15 protein-coding genes are annotated in these 13,678 nt (G+C 37.8%); 11 read left to right on the forward strand and 4 right to left on the reverse strand.

The annotated features are described in order from the left end of the window. Positions 1 to 13: 13 nt before the first annotated feature. Together pnpS and IGK96_RS06315 are read right to left on the reverse strand one after the other, a co-directional pair. The gene (gene pnpS, locus IGK96_RS06310) at positions 14 to 1,789 is read right to left on the reverse strand and encodes a two-component system histidine kinase PnpS (protein WP_010707533.1); all 1,776 of its coding nucleotides are present in this window, start codon (positions 1,787 to 1,789) and stop codon (positions 14 to 16) included. Next, complete coding sequence (locus tag IGK96_RS06315) at positions 1,786 to 2,496, reverse strand: response regulator transcription factor (protein WP_002360193.1); 711 nt, start codon at positions 2,494 to 2,496, stop codon at positions 1,786 to 1,788. The genes pnpS and IGK96_RS06315 overlap by 4 nt, the downstream gene beginning before the upstream one ends. Before the next feature lie 162 nt (positions 2,497 to 2,658). On the opposite strand from IGK96_RS06315, the gene IGK96_RS06320 reads away from it, so the two are divergent. From IGK96_RS06320 to ffh, 3 genes are all read left to right on the forward strand, one after another. After that, on the forward strand, positions 2,659 to 3,123 hold the full coding sequence (locus IGK96_RS06320) for a DUF523 domain-containing protein (RefSeq protein ID WP_070415827.1): 465 nt from the start codon (positions 2,659 to 2,661) through the stop codon (positions 3,121 to 3,123). Positions 3,124 to 3,206: 83 nt separating this feature from the next. After that, positions 3,207 to 3,545: a putative DNA-binding protein gene (locus IGK96_RS06325; RefSeq protein WP_002357429.1), complete on the forward strand. Its 339-nt coding sequence runs from the start codon at positions 3,207 to 3,209 to the stop codon at positions 3,543 to 3,545. A 4-nt stretch (positions 3,546 to 3,549) separates the two neighbouring features. Next, complete coding sequence (gene ffh / locus IGK96_RS06330; RefSeq protein ID WP_002361897.1) at positions 3,550 to 4,968, forward strand: signal recognition particle protein; 1,419 nt, start codon at positions 3,550 to 3,552, stop codon at positions 4,966 to 4,968. A 74-nt stretch (positions 4,969 to 5,042) separates the two neighbouring features. Here the strand turns inward: ffh and IGK96_RS06335 are convergent, their stop codons facing one another. Further along, a complete protein-coding gene (locus IGK96_RS06335) occupies positions 5,043 to 5,798 on the reverse strand; it encodes a MerR family transcriptional regulator (protein WP_016618348.1) in 756 nt (251 codons plus the stop codon). A 117-nt stretch (positions 5,799 to 5,915) separates the two neighbouring features. Then, entirely contained in the window at positions 5,916 to 6,470 is a 555-nt protein-coding gene (locus tag IGK96_RS06340; RefSeq protein WP_002357432.1) for an NADPH-dependent FMN reductase, read from the reverse strand. Between the two features lie 141 nt (positions 6,471 to 6,611). Here IGK96_RS06340 and IGK96_RS06345 point away from each other — a divergent pair, with 141 nt between their 5' ends. The 8 genes from IGK96_RS06345 to recJ all read left to right on the forward strand — a co-directional run bounded on the left by IGK96_RS06345 (position 6,612) and on the right by recJ (position 13,677). Then, positions 6,612 to 7,415: a GNAT family N-acetyltransferase gene (locus tag IGK96_RS06345; RefSeq protein WP_016618349.1), complete on the forward strand. Its 804-nt coding sequence runs from the start codon at positions 6,612 to 6,614 to the stop codon at positions 7,413 to 7,415. A gap of 146 nt (positions 7,416 to 7,561) precedes the next feature. Further along, positions 7,562 to 7,837, forward strand: a complete 276-nt coding sequence (gene rpsP, locus IGK96_RS06350) for a 30S ribosomal protein S16 (RefSeq protein ID WP_002357434.1) — start codon at positions 7,562 to 7,564, stop codon at positions 7,835 to 7,837. Positions 7,838 to 7,848: 11 nt separating this feature from the next. Continuing rightward, entirely contained in the window at positions 7,849 to 8,094 is a 246-nt protein-coding gene (locus IGK96_RS06355; protein ID WP_002357435.1) for a KH domain-containing protein, read from the forward strand. Positions 8,095 to 8,214: 120 nt separating this feature from the next. Next, positions 8,215 to 8,781: a hypothetical protein gene (locus IGK96_RS06360; RefSeq protein WP_002357436.1), complete on the forward strand. Its 567-nt coding sequence runs from the start codon at positions 8,215 to 8,217 to the stop codon at positions 8,779 to 8,781. A 214-nt stretch (positions 8,782 to 8,995) separates the two neighbouring features. After that, positions 8,996 to 9,937, forward strand: coding sequence for a ribonuclease Z (gene rnz / locus IGK96_RS06365; RefSeq protein WP_002396276.1), 942 nt, complete (start codon positions 8,996 to 8,998; stop codon positions 9,935 to 9,937). After that, a complete protein-coding gene (locus IGK96_RS06370; protein WP_002357438.1) occupies positions 9,938 to 10,726 on the forward strand; it encodes an SDR family NAD(P)-dependent oxidoreductase in 789 nt (262 codons plus the stop codon). A gap of 16 nt (positions 10,727 to 10,742) precedes the next feature. Continuing rightward, a complete protein-coding gene (locus IGK96_RS06375; protein ID WP_010707540.1) occupies positions 10,743 to 11,210 on the forward strand; it encodes a LapA family protein in 468 nt (155 codons plus the stop codon). Positions 11,211 to 11,364: 154 nt separating this feature from the next. Further along, positions 11,365 to 13,677 (forward strand): single-stranded-DNA-specific exonuclease RecJ, encoded by a 2,313-nt coding sequence (gene recJ, locus IGK96_RS06380; RefSeq protein ID WP_085443105.1) that lies wholly within the window; start codon positions 11,365 to 11,367, stop codon positions 13,675 to 13,677. Position 13,678 lies beyond the last annotated feature (1 nt).

The following is a 13,678-nucleotide window of genomic DNA, read 5'->3' on the forward strand; positions in this document are numbered from 1 at the left end:
TTGGCTGAGTTTTTTAGGCTTCTTTTTTTGTTAAAGGCAAGGTGATTGTAAAAGTGGTCCCTAAGCCTAAGTGACTATCAATGGCGATTTTACCGCCTAATAATTCTGTGTAATTTTGGACAATAGCTAGACCTAGACCGGTGCCACCAGAATGACGGCTACGTGCTTTATCGACACGATAGAACCGTTCAAAGATCCGTTCTTGGTCTTTTTGACTAATGCCAATGCCAGTATCTTGAACAGATAAACGTAATTGCTGATTTTCTATAGCATAAGAAATAGTAATCTGACCATTTTCTTGGGAATACTGAATGGCATTTTCAATTAGATTCTTCACGATTGGATAAAACAATTCGTATTTGGTGAAAAACTGGCTCTCTGGCAGACCATGAACGACTGTTTTCAGCTGTTTTGCTACCAATTGTTGCTGATAAGAGCCGAGAATTTCTGTAATAAATTTTTCTAAAGTAATTTCTTGTTCTGCATAAGGAATTGTTGCGCTGCCCCGAGAAAGTTCTAAAATTTCTTGAATTAATTGTTGCAGACGCTGGGCATCTTTTTGCATGATGTGCAAAAATTGATCAAGGACTTCCGGATCTTCTTTGGCACCGTCTATGAGTGTCTCGGTAAAGCCCAAAAGAGAAGTGACAGGCGTTTTTAATTCATGAGACACGTTTGATACAAAATCTTTTTGCATTTTTTCTAGTTGGCGAACGCGCGTTAAATCATAGGCAATTCCTAACACTTGATAATCATTGGCGCTTTGATCATCCAAGTAACGAAGAGAAAGATCTAAGCGTAAAGGTGTGGGTCCTTGTGTCACAGTGATTTCTTGATGTAAACTGTTTTTTTCAGCAACGACTTGATGGATTAAATGAATCAAATCGGCGTCTTGAATCACTTCAAGATAATTGCTTTGCATATTTTTAGCAGAGAGTCCTAACATTTCCTGCATTTTAGGGTTCAACAGACGAAGCCGTCCTTGCGTATCAATGATAAAGACACCAATCATCAACTCATCTAAAAGTTCGTGAAATTGCTCATCCGCAGACGTATACGCTTTATACGTTTGACTTACTTGTTGACTCAGTAAGTTAATAGTTTCGTAAAGTTCATTCCATTCAGAAGATTGCTGGATAATGGATCGATTTTCATCTGGATGTTTAAGCATTCGTTTCAGAATCGGTAAGACGGTCACTAGCGGTTGATTTTTTTGCCGTAACAATAAAAAGATAAACAAGGTAATTAGTAGGAACAAGATGCCAAATGTAAAGATAATATAGCGACGAAAAGATTGGATATTTTTAGAAAATAGCGCAGTTTGTTCCGAAATCCGAATAATACCAACGATTTCTCCTGATTTTAAAACAGGCGTGGCAACGTACAGAAGTTCTTTATTTAACGTTTTACTCTTTCGTAAAGCTGAACCATAGGTAGCTCCTGATAGAACCGCAGCGATTTCAGGTCGTTTTTTGTGCGACTCTAGCGGTTCATTTTGGCTGCTGTCAAAAAAGACGGTACCATTTTTTTGCAACAAAGTTACCCGTTCTTCTGCATCATCTAACGCATGGGTGACAAGGAGTTGTTGTTGGTTTGTCAGTTGCCCTTTTTCGAAAACGGAAGGGGGCAACTGGTCTGTTAAAAGGGTATTTTTTCTTCTTAAATAGGTTTCTTGCTGAGCAACCATTTCTTTTTGAAAGAAAAAATTGGTCGCTGCAATACTCCCGACAAATAATAAAAGCATGACTGCCGCAACTAAAAAATATTCAATCCGCAGTCTCTTTTTCATCGTTTTGGCTCCTGAAAACGGTAGCCAAAGCCACGGACAGTTACTAAGTAAACGGGCCGTTTAGGATCGGGCTCGATTTTATCACGTAAATGACTAATGTGGACATCGACGATGCGACTTTGTCCAGCGAAGTCATATTGCCAAATTCGTTCCAACAAGGTTTCCCGATTAATGACCCGATCTTTGCGTTTCATAAAGTAAACGAGTAATTCAAATTCTTTCGGTGTTAGTTCAATGGGCTGATTGCGCACAAAAACTTCATAATTTTGTTCATCCACACGAATCTCGCCAATCACAAGCGGAGCTTTAGGTGTGTCCTCTTGAAGCGGTTCGGTCGTGGTAGGTTTTAAACGACGAAAAATAGCTTTCATGCGTGCTAGGACTTCTCTGGGACTAAAAGGTTTTGTTAAATAATCATCTGCCCCAATTTCCAAGCCAATGATTTTATCTACTTGTTCATCTTTGGCAGTTAAAATCAAAATAGGCGTGTCAATTTTTTCTCGACGAAGTGCTTTGGTAATTTCTAAGCCATCCATACCAGGAAGCATTACATCTAAAATTATAAAATCATATTGATTAGACAAAGCTAATTCGAAGCCGTTTTTACCATCTTCGGAAGTAGTCACCTGATAGCCTTCTTTTTCCAAATTAAAGGTTAACAAAGTTAAAATCGATGGTTCATCATCGACGACAAGAACTTTTTTCATTTACATAACTCCTTCAAGAAATTTCTGAAAATAAGTGTATATTTCACTATTGTTAGTTTAACATATTTTTAGAGGAAGAACGTACTTTAAAGTAAGCAAGAATGCTACTTTTGAGAAAAGTCAACTCATGGTATAATAGAGAAATGAAATGAGGAGAAGCGAATGATTGGTATTAGTAGTTGCTTAGGTGGGATTTGTTGCCGTTACGATGGAAAATCTCAAGAACAAGAAGCGTTAAAACAACTTATAACTAATGGAAAAGCAATAATGATTTGTCCCGAAGTTTTAGGAGAGTTGCCTATTCCACGTCCGCCAGCAGAAATCATTGGCGGGGACGGCTTTGATGTTTGGGCGAATACTGCTTATGTATATACGGATAACGGGGAAGATGTCACTGAGGCGTTTAAAGCAGGGGCACAGCGCGCGTATCAAAAATTAAAAACTCAACAAATTACAACCTTGATTTTGAAAGAAAAAAGTCCCAGCTGTGGCAGCCAGCTAATTTATGATGGACAATTTTCTGGCATTAAAAAAGCTGGAGTTGGAGTCGCAACTGCTTATTTTATTCAACAAGGAATGACCGTTTATTCTGAAGAAACATGGCAACTTGCGGACATTTCTTTTTAAAAGGTAAAAACTTAGTAAAAAAAGATTGACTATTCCCTATGAAATCGGTAACCTATAAGGGATTGAAGATGGGAGCACGGCTCATGGAAATGGAAAAAACAAACCGCATGAATGCGTTATTTGAATTTTATTCGACATTATTAACGGAAAAGCAGATGAATTATATGGAGCTTTACTATGCTGATGACTTTTCTTTAGGAGAAATTGCGGAAGAATATGAGGTTAGTCGCCAAGCGGTTTATGATAACATTAAACGAACCGAAAAAATTTTAGAAGAATACGAAAAAAAGTTACATCTTTATTCAAACTATGTTGTACGGAAAGAATATCTTGAACAACTACAGCAGTATGTTCAAGAAACTTATCCCAAAGATAGTGAAATCAAAAAATATATTGAACAAATTCAAGAAATAGAGGAATGAAACTATGGCTTTTGAGAGTTTAACAAACCGCCTACAACAGGCAATGAGTAAAATCCGTCGTAAGGGAAAAGTTTCCGAAGCCGACGTAAAAGAAATGATGCGAGAAATCCGTTTGGCTTTATTAGAAGCCGACGTTAATTTACAAGTGGTCAAAGATTTCACAAAACGCGTCAGAGAACGGGCAGTAGGAGTCGAAGTATTAGAAAGCTTATCACCAGCCCAACAAATTGTAAAAATTGTTGATGAAGAATTAACGAAAACGTTAGGTTCAGAAACGGTTGAACTGAATAAATCTCCAAAAATCCCGACAGTGATTATGATGACAGGGTTACAAGGGGCTGGTAAAACAACTTTTACTGGTAAATTAGCAAAACACTTAATGAAAACTGAAAACGCTCGTCCGCTTTTAATCGCTGGTGACGTTTATCGTCCAGCAGCGATTGATCAGTTGAAGGTTTTAGGTCAACAATTAGAAGTTCCCGTTTTTGATATGGGAACAGATGCTAATCCAGTGGAAATTGTTCGTCAAGGGTTAGCATTAGCAAAAGAAAAGAAAAATGATTATGTCTTAATTGATACGGCCGGCCGTTTACACATTGACGAAGCTTTAATGGACGAATTGAAACAAATTAAAGAGTTGGCTGATCCCAATGAAATTCTGTTAGTTGTTGATGCGATGACGGGGCAAGATGCTGTCAACGTTGCAGATAGTTTTAATGAACAGCTTGGAATTACTGGGGTTGTTATTACCAAAATGGACGGCGATACTCGTGGGGGGGCTGCGCTGTCAATTCGGGCAGTAACGGGCGCTCCGATTAAATTTGTCGGTTCTGGTGAAAAATTAACCGATTTAGAAATTTTCCATCCCGATCGTATGTCGAGTCGTATCCTAGGTATGGGGGACATGTTGACGCTAATTGAAAAAGCGCAACAAGATTACGATGAGAAAAAAGCAGAAGAACTTGCTCAAAAAATGAAAGAAAACAGTTTTGACTTTAACGATTTCATTGAGCAATTGGATCAAGTTATGGGCATGGGACCGATTGAAGACTTATTAAAAATGATCCCTGGAATGAGTAACATGCCTGGTATTGAAAATGTCAAAGTCGATCCAAAAGATGTGGCACGGAAACGGGCGATGGTCCTATCAATGACTCCTGCAGAACGTGAAAATCCTGATCTATTAAATCCTAGTCGCCGCCGCAGAATTGCAGCTGGTTCAGGAAATAGTGTGGTTGAAGTCAATCGTATGATTAAACAATTTAAAGAATCCAAAAAAATGATGCAACAAATGTCCAAAGGGGATATGAACATTCCTGGTATGGATCAAATGCTAGGTGGCGGTGTTAAAGGCAAGCTAGGTAAAATGGCCATGAATCGCATGATGAAGAAAAACAAAAAGAAGAAAAAGAAAAAAAGATAAACAGGCTTTAGTTAATTATCGTAAGAAACAGAAAGTGCGCCATCAGTCGAAGAGACTGATGGCGCACTTTCTGTTTAAGCGTAGTTTTGGATAATTGCGTTTAACGCTTCGGCAAAACCAGCGCCGTGTTGTTCATAATATGACGTAAATCGTTCATCGCCAACATACATAAGGCCTAACCCTTTGTGTGCTTCTGGCGAATAGCTTGACCAAGAGTACATTAACCAATCTTTGTGTAATTGGAAAATTTCTTGCGCAAGTTGGCTAGTCAACTTGGGTGATTTTTGATACATGGCTAACTTAGAAAATAAATCTTTTTCCACGTTCTGCATTACTTGCATGTCTTTTTCCGTCAAGTTTAAATATTTTTTGTTGGCTTGTTCAATCGTTTCGTTGCCATATTTTTCCCGAATCTCTTTACCATATTTTTCTTCGTTTTCTTGAACTCGTTGTTGTTTGAATGCTTCGAATTTTTGCTGATCTGACATGTTTATCTCTCCTTTGTAATGGTGTAAGGTTTGTTGAACAGAGGCTAAAAGACGATCAATTTCATTGCGCTTTTCCAATAGCTTTTGTTGATGCTCGTATAAAGCCTGTTCAACATTAAAGTCAGGTTGCTCCAAAATTTCTTTAATTTCATCTAGTTTCAGATCCAATTCACGGTAAAAAAGAATTTGTTGCAAACGATTCACCTCGGCTTGCCCGTAAATTCGATAACCAGAAGAATTAATTCTGGCTGGTTGAAGAAGACCAATTTCATCATAATATCGTAACGTCCGTGCACTGACGCCAGATAGTGAAGCCATTTTTTTAATTGTATATTCCATCATTCATTCCTCCTGACAAAATCTATCATAAACCTTTACGTAACGAGAGGGTCAAGCAAAAAAATAAAAAAAGTGAGACAACCTGTAAAAAGTTGCCTCACTTTTTCTCGATTGATTCAATTAGGCAGTTAAGCGATTAAAGAAATCCACGTAAGCATCTACAATTGATTGTAAGAAACCAACAGTGCCATCAATAATTTTACCATCTTCACCAATTAAGTTCGTAATACCGCCAATATAGGCTTCAGGTTGTTGTAAAGTTGGAACATTTAAGAAGACTAATGATTGTCTTAAATGATGGTTCGCACCAAATCCGCTAATTGCACCTGGGGAAACACTCACCACAAGTCCTGGTTTTTTATCCCAAACGCTTTCGCCATACGGACGTGAACCGACATCCAATGCATTTTTTAAAACAGCTGGTACTGAACGGTTATATTCTGGTGTTACAAACATCACACCATCTACTTGTTTGACTTCTTCACGGAATGTTGTCCAAGCTTCGGTGGGGGTTCCTTCATCATCCAAATCTTGATTGTATAATTCTAAATCACCAATGTTAATAAAAACAGGTTCGAAATCAGCTGGAAATAAGTCTGCCATTGTTTTTGCTACCAATTTGTTAAATGAATCTTTTCTTAAACTCCCTACAAAAATACCAATTTTTTTTGTCATGTAAATCCCTCCATTTTTCTTTTACTTACTTTATGATAGTACTTTTTCAAAAAAAGCGCAAACGTTTTATCCTTGTACATTGTTGAACTTCGTAACTTCACGTATAATAGCTAGTAAAAGGATGAGTAAAGGAGCAACTGCTTGAATAAAAAAATAAATTGGCGCCGACAGTTAACACCGTTGGAGAAACAAACATTGACTGAATTAAGAAACAAGGAAATGATTAAACAAGGAACTTTTTATAAATTGGAACAAACATTTCCTGAGGAATCAGCTTATACTTATTATGGTTTATACAGGAAGGAACAAACCATTCAAGCATATATCGTAGGGTATTGTTTTGATGGGGAAACCTTGGAAGCGACGATTGTTGCGCCAAATGTAGGACCATTTTTTGAAGAACTTGTTCAAGAACTCGAAAAGCAAGCAGCTTTGTGGGGAATGAAAGAAGTCTTTCTCGTGATGGACGACAAGCAATCTGTTGGCCTGAATTATTTTAATAGACAAGGAATTGTGCCAGCTTTTTCAGAACAGTATCTGGTTTTTCAAAGAGAAACTTACTCACAGGCGTTGGCGAAGCTGACACTTCTCCGACCACAAGTGGCTGATTTGGATTCCTTGGCTAGGTTACTCGAAGGTACGCCTTTGCCGGAGGACCTTCAACGAACACTTATTTATAAAGAAAACAATCAACTTTTAGCCACGCTACGTTTGGATCATTTTGAAAACGAATGGGGGATTTATGGCTTTGTTGTGACAAAAACGCAACGAGGTCGCGGTCTTGGCCGTCAAGTGTTACAGTCTGCGCTCCGAATGATTTTAGAAAAGTCAGCCTCAGCGACTATTTTTTTAGAAGTTGAAACAGAAAATCAAGCAGCGCTTCATCTCTATCAAACAGAAGGCTTTCAAGTGAGAAACCAGTACAACTATTATCAAATTTTGTAAAAATTCTTCATTATTTCGTTTGTTTTCCTGCAAATTGGCTAAAAAAATTGAAAAAAAGTAAAGGTGTCAAGAAAAAACTCTTTACAGGTTGTTGTTAATCTGTTAAACTAACTCTTGTGATTAAGTTAATGGAGGTGTATTTAATAATGGCAGTTAAAATTCGTTTAAAACGTATGGGTTCTAAAAAGAGTCCTTTTTACCGTATTGTAGTAGCTGATTCTCGTTCTCCTCGTGATGGACGTTTCATCGAAACTGTAGGTACTTACAACCCTTTGAAAGACCCTGCAGAAGTAGTTTTAAAAGAAGATTTAGTTTTAGATTGGTTATCTAAAGGTGCGCAACCTTCTGATACAGTTCGTAACATCCTTTCAAAAGAAGGCGTTATGAAAAAACATCATGAAGCTAAAAACGTTAAGAAATAAGGTGATTGAATATGGCAGATGTGAAAGAGTTAATTTTAACTATTGTCCGTCCGTTAGTCAGTCAACCTGAAGCAGTCTCATTAGAAATTGAGGAATCAACTGATTTCCTCGAGTATAATTTGACTGTGGCCAAAGAAGATATTGGACGTATCATTGGTAAACAAGGGCGTGTTGCAAAAGCAATTCGGACAATTGTTTATAGTGTACGTATCGATGGTCCGAAAAAGGTCCGTTTAAATATTCTTGATGGTAAATAAGCATTAACAAGGAGGTAGCCTAGCTATCTTCTTTTTTTATACATAACCAAAAAGTTTTCATTGCTAGAGACAGGCCTTTCTTGCTAAAATAGATGTATCCAGAATAAAGGAGCGATTTGTATGGCAAAACGAATTATCATTATGAACTTTGATATTGAAAGTAAATCGTACCAAGCATTTTCCGAAATAAAAAAGATGCAGGCAGAAAGACAGCTTAAAGGTGAGCAAATGGCGGTTGTTACGCATGTTAATGATGGCCAGCATCAATTTAAAATCAATGATTTTATCGATTTTACAGGCAACAATCATACATCAAAAGATAGCATGATTGGAATGCTAGTAGGCATATTAGGTGGTCCTCTGGGCATTCTTTTTGGCTGGTTTGCTGGAAGTATGTATGGTGCAAGCAAAGACGCCAAAGAAATTCAAGAAGCACAAACGGTTTTTGAACATGTGATTCAAAAGATTGATGAAGGACAAACGGGATTGTTATTAATTGCAGAAGAAGAAGACAACCGTCCACTCAACCAGTTGGTTATGTTTGACTTAGGTGGCGAAATCACGCGGCTTGATTTAGAGGAAGTCCAACAAGAAATTAACGATGCGAACGAAGTTGCAAATGAAGCGAAACAATCGTGGCAAGCAAAAAAAGAACAACATAAAGAAGCGACATCGAAAGAAGAATAAGGATCAAAGACTGTTTTCTGAATAAAGGGAAACAGTCTTTTAAAATACTAAGAAATCACGGTTTTTTATGGTAGTTTGCTAATTTTTTGTTATTTTATCGTAAAATACGGTAAAATAAGAAGAAAACTTTGAGAAAATAGATAAATTATTATTTGCTAAAGGAGCAAACTTCTTCTAAAATAAAAAGGAAGTTTAAAAGAAAGTATGGTAGCAGATGGAAATACAATTTTTAGGAACTGGCGCTGGTGTACCAGCAAAACATCGCAATGTCACAGGAATTGCGTTGAAATTATTAGATGAACGAAATGCAGTTTGGCTCTTTGATTGTGGTGAAGGGACGCAATTGCAAATTTTAAAAAGTAGTATTCGCCCAAGAAAAATTGAAAAGATTTTTATTACACATTTACATGGGGATCATATTTTTGGTTTACCTGGTTTGTTAAGTAGTCGTTCTTTTCAGGGCGGGACAGAACCTTTAGAAATCTATGGACCAGTTGGGGTTGCTGACTTTGTCAAGACTTCTTTACGGGTCTCGCAATCGCGGTTGTCCTATCCACTGAAATTTATTGAATTAACGAAAGAAAATGACGTTATTTTTAAAGATAAACAATTCACTGTTCGCTGTAATATCTTGGACCATGGCATCACGAGCTTTGGCTATAGAATTGAGGAAGCAGCGCATGAAGGAGAATTACAAGTAGAGAAACTTCAAGCTTTAGGGATTCCTTCTGGGCCATTGTATGGCAAACTCAAACGTGGTGAAACGATTGTTTTTGATGGACAGGAAATTAATGGACAAGCGTTTGTGGGAGAGCGTAAACCTGGACGAATCGTGACGATTTTAGGAGACACTCGCAAAACTAAAAATAGTGTAACCTTAGCACAACGAGCGGATGTTTTAGTCCATGAAAGTACGTTTAATAAACACGAAGCAAAAATGGCAAAAGCCTACTTCCACTCAACCAGTCAACAAGCAGCTGAAGTTGCAAAAGAAGCGCAAGTAAAACAACTTATCTTAACGCATATTAGTGCCCGTTATTTAACCAAAGAGGCCTATCAGCTTCAAGAAGAAGCCCAAGAAATTTTCCCCAATACAAAAATCGTGAAAGATATGGATATCATTGAGATTCCATTTGCCAATGAAGGAGGAGCTTAGATGGATTTAACAAATAAAGTCGTTGTCGTAACTGGAGGTTCAGCTGGTTTAGGTGAACAAATTTGTTATGAAGCAGCTAAACAAGGGGCGGTCGTCGTTGTCTGCGCCCGCAGAATTAATTTGATTGGTAAAGTTCGCGAGCAGTGTGCTGTTTTAAGCGGACGAGAAGCATTTTCTTATCAATTAGATATTGCCGATCCAGAAAGTGTTGAACGTGTGGTTGAAGCTATTTCAGCAGAAGTTGGTCCTATAGATGTTTTAGTCAACAATGCTGGTTTTGGCTTGTTTGAAAATTTTGTTGAAATTGACTTGGCTGTTGCACGCCAAATGTTTGATGTCAACGTTCTAGGAATGATGACGTTTACTCAAAAAGTAGCTATTAAAATGATTGAAGCTGGGCAAGGACATATTATCAACGTTGCTTCAATGGCTGGGAAGATGGCTACAGCTAAATCAACCGTTTATTCTGCAACGAAATTTGCTGTGTTAGGTTTTTCAAATGCTTTACGTTTAGAATTGAAACCGTTGGGTGTAGCAGTAACGACTGTCAATCCAGGACCAATCCAAACAGAATTCTTTGATAAAGCGGACCCGACAGGCACATATCTAGCTGCGGTGGATAAAATTGTTTTGGACCCTACGAAATTAGCGAAAGAAGTGGTTGGGAGTATGGGGACTTCTCGACGTGAGATTAATCGTCCGTTTGTCATGGAAGCAGCTGCCCGCTTTTATACATTGTTTCCACATTTAGGAGATTTCATAGCGGGAAATATTTTAAATAAAAAATAAAGGAGTCGATCAAGTCATGAAAAATCAATGGCGTGTTATTTTGGGCCTTGTGTTGGTCTTAATTGTTGTTATTTTTGCTGTTTTAAATAATCAAGCTGTTCCAGTAAACTTTGGTTTTACTAAAATTAGTGGACCGTTAATCTTAATTATTTTAGGTTCTGCAATTATTGGCGCACTAGTTGGGTTACTAACCTCCACAACCACTATTTGGAACCAACGTAAAGAATTAAAAGCTGTACAAAAAGAGTTGGATATTTATAAAAATGATATGGATAAATTAGTCAAAGAAGAAACGGAAAAAGTTCAACGTTCATTTGATAATCAATTGGCTGATTTGCAAGCCAAACAAGCGGCAGCACCACAAGTCTCAGAACCAGTGGTCAACGAACAAACATCAAACACAGAAGTAGACGCAACGCCTGTGTCAGGTAGTCGTATTGATCGTTATGTGAAACCTCGTGTGAATGAAGAGGAACAAAAATAAGGAAGAGACTTTATCGCTAAGTTTCTTTTAAAATAAAACTGTGATATCTGCTATTTATCTAACAGATATCACAGTTTTTTTCTCAGATTTAAAAAAATGCTTTCTTTAGTTTTTGGAAAAATTTTGCTATAATTACTTGGTTAGGAGTGACGTCGTGAAAAAATCAAACTATCAATGGCAGTTACAGACAAAGACAGAATTACCTGTAGAATTTATAGAACAATTAAAAAAAGAAGAAATTAATCCATTAATTGGCCAACTTTTATGGCACCGCAATATCCGGACAGAAGAAGCATTACGTAAGTTTCTACATCCGACTATCGAAGATATTTATGATCCGTTCTTAATGCATGATATGGAGAAAGCGGTAGCCCGTATCCAGCAAGCCGTCGAAGCGGGTGAACAAATCCTTGTCTATGGGGATTATGATGCAGATGGCATCACTAGTACCACGGTTATGAAAGAAGCAATCGAATTAGTCGGTGGCATGGTTCAGTACTTTCTACCGAATCGTTTTGTTCATGGATATGGACCTAATAAAGACGTATTTGCTGAACAAATTGAACAAGGAGTCCAATTAATTGTAACCGTTGATAATGGTGTAGCCGGACATGAAGCAATTAGCTACGCTATGGCTCAAGGGGTAGATGTAATCGTTACTGACCATCATGAATTGCCTGAACAATTACCAGAAGCCTTTGCGATTGTCCACCCTAGACATCCGCAAGGTGACTATCCTTTTGGAGATTTAGCTGGTGTTGGTGTGGCTTTCAAAGTCGCTACTGCGTTACTTGGTGAATTGCCAATTGAGTTATTAGATTTGGTAGCAATTGGGACAATTGCTGACTTGGTTTCATTAACCGATGAAAATAGAACGTTTGTCAAAATGGGCCTTCAAATGATTCAAACTGGTGATCGAATTGGTTTAGACGTTTTATTACAAGAAGCGGGTGTGAAAAAGGAAGCTGTTTCAGAAGAATCAATTGGCTTTACCATTGGACCTCGTTTAAACGCATTAGGTCGATTAGGGGAAGCCGCACCAGGTGTTGAATTGATGACTACATTTGATGAAGAACAAGCGCTGGAAATCGCTAAATATATCGATCAACAAAACAATGAACGAAAAGACATTGTAACGACGATTGCCAAAGAAGCGCTGGATTTAATCGACCCGAATGCGCCGGTCCATATTTTAGCGAAACAAGGCTGGCATGAAGGCGTCTTAGGGATTGTCGCGGGCCGCATTATGCAAGAAACGGGGAAACCAACCATTATTTTAGCAATAGATGAATCTGGTACGACCGCTAAAGGCTCTGGACGTAGCATTAGCGCATTGAATCTCTATGAGGCGTTGAACGAAGTGCGTGAGCAATTCACTCATTTTGGTGGGCATCATATGGCAGCGGGAATGACTTTACCTGTTGAAAATATTCCTTTTGTTCAAGAACATTTGGCACACTTTATTGAAAAAAATCAAATTGATATGGCTAATGGACAAGAGTTACTTATTAGTGAGAGCTTAGCGGTTTCGCAGGCAACGACTGCTTTTATTGATCAATTGCGTATTTTGGCGCCTTTTGGGACCGATAATACTGTGCCAACTTTTGTATTTAAGGAAATCACGCCTACGCAAATTCGGCAAATTGGTGCAGATAATACACATCTGAAATTTCAAATGAATCAAGAAGGGGCACAATTGGATGCAATTGCTTTTCAAATGGGGCCTCAAGCGGATGAACTAGCACAAGGAACCGCCGATGTGGCAGGCCAACTTTCCATCAATGAATGGAATGGTCGTAAGAAACCACAATTAATGGTGACTGATTTTGCTGTATCGGGAAGACAATTATTTGATTTTCGTGGCAAAAATAATCAAACGAAACCAATTCCTTCAGAAGCAACAGCTTATCTTTTGTTTGATGAAAAAAATCAAAAATTCATTTCAAATCCAACTGCTAATATTATTGTTTGGTCAAACCAAGAAGAATTGATGGAAGCTGTTTCTCAAAATCAAATCGAACAACTGGTTTTTGTCGACTGTCCTGTGGAAGCAATCACGGTTAAAGAAATTGTTGAAGCGACTGAGATACAACGTATATACATGATGTTTATTTCACCAGAAGAAGCTTATTTAAACGGTATGGCTTCACGTGAACAATTTGCAACATTGTATAAATTTATTTTGCAGCAAAAAGAAGTAAATCTACGTTCCCAGCTATCGAAGGTGGCAAATTACTTAAATATCCAAGAAAAATTATTAATTTTCATGATACAGGTGTTTTTTGACTTAGGATTTGTTACAATAGAAAGCGGTGTTTTAAACAGTATTGAGAAACCCGACAATCGACCATTGACTGAAAGTCAAGTGTACCAACAACGATTGAAAAAAATAAAAACAGAAGAATTTCTACTTTACAGTGATTGTCAAACAATACAACAATGGCTGTGGAATGAGGAGGACAAATAAA

The sequence above is a fragment of the Enterococcus sp. DIV0682 genome (genome assembly GCF_051712685.1).
Lineage (GTDB): Bacteria > Bacillota > Bacilli > Lactobacillales > Enterococcaceae > Enterococcus > Enterococcus faecalis.

Bases quoted from the DNA above. Each gene is read 5' to 3' on its own strand.
- IGK96_RS06355 (WP_002357435.1), top strand. From the start codon at position 7,849: ATGGCAGATGTGAAAGAGTTAATTTTAACTATTGTCCGTCCGTTAGTC.
- IGK96_RS06360 (WP_002357436.1), top strand. From the start codon at position 8,215: ATGGCAAAACGAATTATCATTATGAACTTTGATATTGAAAGTAAATCG.
- IGK96_RS06340 (WP_002357432.1), bottom strand. From the start codon at position 6,470: ATGACAAAAAAAATTGGTATTTTTGTAGGGAGTTTAAGAAAAGATTCA.
- rpsP (WP_002357434.1), top strand. From the start codon at position 7,562: ATGGCAGTTAAAATTCGTTTAAAACGTATGGGTTCTAAAAAGAGTCCT.
- IGK96_RS06315 (WP_002360193.1), bottom strand. From the start codon at position 2,496: ATGAAAAAAGTTCTTGTCGTCGATGATGAACCATCGATTTTAACTTTG.
- IGK96_RS06320 (WP_070415827.1), top strand. From the start codon at position 2,659: ATGATTGGTATTAGTAGTTGCTTAGGTGGGATTTGTTGCCGTTACGAT.
- IGK96_RS06335 (WP_016618348.1), bottom strand. From the start codon at position 5,798: ATGATGGAATATACAATTAAAAAAATGGCTTCACTATCTGGCGTCAGT.
- IGK96_RS06375 (WP_010707540.1), top strand. From the start codon at position 10,743: ATGAAAAATCAATGGCGTGTTATTTTGGGCCTTGTGTTGGTCTTAATT.
- pnpS (WP_010707533.1), bottom strand. From the start codon at position 1,789: ATGAAAAAGAGACTGCGGATTGAATATTTTTTAGTTGCGGCAGTCATG.
- IGK96_RS06370 (WP_002357438.1), top strand. From the start codon at position 9,938: ATGGATTTAACAAATAAAGTCGTTGTCGTAACTGGAGGTTCAGCTGGT.
- ffh (WP_002361897.1), top strand. From the start codon at position 3,550: ATGGCTTTTGAGAGTTTAACAAACCGCCTACAACAGGCAATGAGTAAA.
- IGK96_RS06325 (WP_002357429.1), top strand. From the start codon at position 3,207: ATGGAAATGGAAAAAACAAACCGCATGAATGCGTTATTTGAATTTTAT.
- rnz (WP_002396276.1), top strand. From the start codon at position 8,996: ATGGAAATACAATTTTTAGGAACTGGCGCTGGTGTACCAGCAAAACAT.